General features: G+C 66.9%; 1 protein-coding gene. It reads right to left on the bottom strand.

Annotation, left to right across the window (positions count from 1 at the left end):
* Positions 1 to 683: 683 nt before the first annotated feature.
* On the bottom strand, positions 684 to 1,325 hold a 642-nt coding region (locus B9G38_RS17480), incomplete at its 5' end, for a 5'-nucleotidase C-terminal domain-containing protein (protein WP_198945738.1).

Consider the following 1,325-nt stretch of genomic DNA (forward strand, 5'->3'; position numbering starts at 1 on the left):
CGAGGGAATTGACTCCATTTTTCCGTCGATCGTGGTTGTGATTTATAAATAGACAGTCGAGCACGGGTGGAGAACACTTCTGAACCCTCAGTCGGTCGTTTATAAATTCCTGACTGTGGATCGGCGGTGAACACCTCCAAAGTCCCAACCGCTCGCGGATAAATAGCCAAGAGCAGAGCGGCCGTGAACACCTCCAAAGCCCCAGCCGCGAGGCGGGCGCACGCTCGCTGTCGCCCGAAAATCTCCGATTTTCGGGATGTCGTCAGAATCCTCTGGATTCTGACTGCTAGCCAGAAATCAGAGATTTCTGGCGATGACGAGACGCCCCTGGCGTCTCGAACCACGCTCCTCGGTCGCTCGCGTTGCTCGCTCCCTGCGGTGCTTACGTCGTGATCAGAACGCGGAGCGTTCTGATTGGCTCACGAGAGCTTCGCTCTCGTGAACGCCTGCGCCCGCCTCGCGACTGCCCCTTTGAGTCCCGCCCCGCACCGCACCTCACGCCTCCCCAACCTCGTCGGTCGCCGTCGCTTCGCTCGGCGACCGACTCCAGCGAGAATCGGAGATTCTCTGGCAGTCGGGCGAAGCCCGACGACCTCGCGCGTGCGACTCGCGCCCTCCGGGCGCTCGTCGGCACGCGCCACCGCGTCCATTTATAAATAGGCTCTCGTCGCGGCGACTCCCGTTCAGTCGTCGTCGTCCGCGGCGGCGGCGCGGTTCCGGATCTCGATCCGGCCCTCGATCTCGGGGTCGATGCCGCGCTCGCGGGCGTACGCGGCCAGCACCTCGTACTGGATGTCGGCCTCGTCGACACGGTGGCGCCCCGCGAGCGTCGGGAACTCGTGTTCGGAGTGGAGCAGGTACTCCGAGACGGCGACCGTGTAGCGCGCGTCGGGGTCGATGGGGTCGCCGCCGACGGCGGCCTCCAGAATCAGCTCGGAGTCGTCGTCCCAGACGACGCGGGCGTTCGAGACGTGGCCGTGCCACCAGTCGTCCTCGCCGAAGTCCACGTCGGGCGCCGCCATCTCTCGGAACACGTCGTGGAGCTCCCCGCCCGTGACGGAGGCGAGCGCGACGGGCTCCTCGAAGGGAATCAGGGAGATCAGGTCCGCCTTCGTCACGTCGCCGGCGAACGGGTCGCCCTGCCGGAGCCCGCCGGCGTTCGACAGCCCCACGTCGGCGTCGTGGGCCCACCGGAACGCGTCCGCGACGAAGTTGCCGACGCGACACTCCCCGCCGTGGACCACGTCGCCGGCCCGCTCGATCGGCTCGTCGACGCCGTCCACGGTCTCGGCGAGGTCCGCCCCGGCCATCCGCTCCGCGAGCGC

The organism is Halorubrum sp. SD612, from assembly GCF_002135005.1.